At 69.9% G+C, this 1,768-nt stretch carries 2 protein-coding genes; both read right to left on the reverse strand.

Annotated features, from left to right (window positions below):
* On the reverse strand, positions 1 to 1,485 hold a 1,485-nt coding region (locus G6026_RS01600), incomplete at its 3' end, for a monovalent cation/H+ antiporter subunit D family protein (RefSeq protein WP_182612052.1).
* Positions 1,482 to 1,768 (reverse strand): NADH-quinone oxidoreductase subunit K (locus G6026_RS01605; protein WP_182612053.1); only part of this gene is annotated, 287 nt, incomplete at its 5' end. The genes G6026_RS01600 and G6026_RS01605, both read right to left, overlap by 4 nt.

Below are 1,768 nucleotides of genomic sequence, written 5' to 3' on the forward strand. Positions count from 1 at the left end.
GGTGGCGGTGGCGGTGGTCGAGGCGGGAGCCATCGTGTGGGTCGGCGTGGCGCCCGCTGCGGCGCCGGTGATCTCGACCCCGTCGCGGTGCCGCCCGTCGACGTCCCTGCCGTCGGGGATGCCCGTCGCCTCCGAGTGCGCCGGGTCCAGACCCTCCGGGAGTGTGCGGGAGTCGGTGGGCGTGGGTTCGCCCAAGAAGATCCCGGTCCAGATCTTGAGCATCGACAGCAGGGTCAGGATGCTCACCACCACCGCGACGGCCGCGGCGGCGATCTGGCCGGCGTCCAGGGCCGCGATGATGAGGCTGAGCTTGGCGACGAAACCGGAGAAGGGCGGGATCCCGGCCAGGGACATCGCGGAGGCGAAGAAGGCGACCGCGACGAGGGGTTCGGTCTTGGCCAGTCCCGAGAGCTGCCCCAGCCGCCGGGGACCGTAGCGCACCTCGATCGCGCCGATCGCCAGGAACAACGCGGCCTTGACGATCATGTGGTGCAGCAGATAGAAGATGCCGGCGGTCAGGCCGATGGGGCCGAACAGCGCGACTCCCAGGAGGATGTAGCCGATCTGGCTGACCATGTGGAACGCGAGGATCGAGCGGGGCGCGGCCTCGCCCACCGCGCCGAGCACGCCGATGAGCATGGTCGCGGAGAACACGACGACCCCCACCCACAGATAGCGCGAGTCGCCGTCGAAGATCACCGCGTAGATGCGGTAGATCGCGTAGATCGCGATCTTGGTGTGCAGGCCCGAGAACATCGCGGTCACCGCGGGGGACATCTTGGGGTACGCGCGCGCCAGCCACCCGTGCACGGGGACCACCGCGGCCTTGATCGCGAGAGCGAAGAGCACCAGGGCGGTGGCCACGGCCACGGCCGTGTCCTCCGAGGCGGCCCCGTGGAGCTGGGCGATGTTGACGGTCCCCGTCACCCCGTAGATCAGCGCGACCCCGATCAACAAGATGGTCGAGGCGAGGAGGTTGACCGAGATGTAGAGGCGCGAGGCCGCGACGCCGACCACGCTCGCACGCCCGGACCGGGTGATCATCATGAGCCCGTAGGAGGGCAGGAGCATGACCTCGACAAAGACGAAGAAGTTGAACAGATCCCCGGTGAGCAGGGCGCCGTTCACGCCGGCGGTGACCAGGAGGACCAGCGGTGGGTAGAACCTCTTGTACGCCTCCCCGGCCGCGACCGCGAAGGCGGCACACGTGAGCGTCAACAGGCTCGTGACCGTGAGCATGAGCGCGGAGAACATGTCGAGCACGAACGGGATGGACACCCCGGGCGCCCACAGGGCGACCTGGTGCACCACGACCGAGCCGTCCGACACCCACGGCACGGTGGCCACGGCCGCGGCCAACTGCGTCCCGAGCACCGCGAACAGCACGGTGAGGATCAGCCGTGTCCTCGATGCGACCGCGACGAGCACTCCCGCCGTCAGCAGCGGGACGGCGACGAACAGCGTGAGGGCGGACTCCAGCGTCATCGGTGGACCCCTTCCGCGTCGTGGGTCGACGGCTCATCGGGCTCCGGGTCCTCCGGGTGGGCGCCGCCCGGGGTCTCGGGGAGGAGGTCCAGGGGGTCGAGGTCGCCGATGTCGGTGTCGTCGTCGTCACCGCCGATCACCGCCAGCACGAGCAGGTAGATCGTGATGGCGAACGCGATGACGATGGCCGTGAGGACGAACGCCTGCGGCAGACCGTCGGAGGTCAGCGCCGGGTCCGGGTCAGACACTAGCGGGGCCTCGCGGCGCGACGCACCGCCGGCCG

This window comes from Dietzia sp. DQ11-38-2, from assembly GCF_014145055.1.
Classification (GTDB): domain Bacteria; phylum Actinomycetota; class Actinomycetes; order Mycobacteriales; family Mycobacteriaceae; genus Dietzia.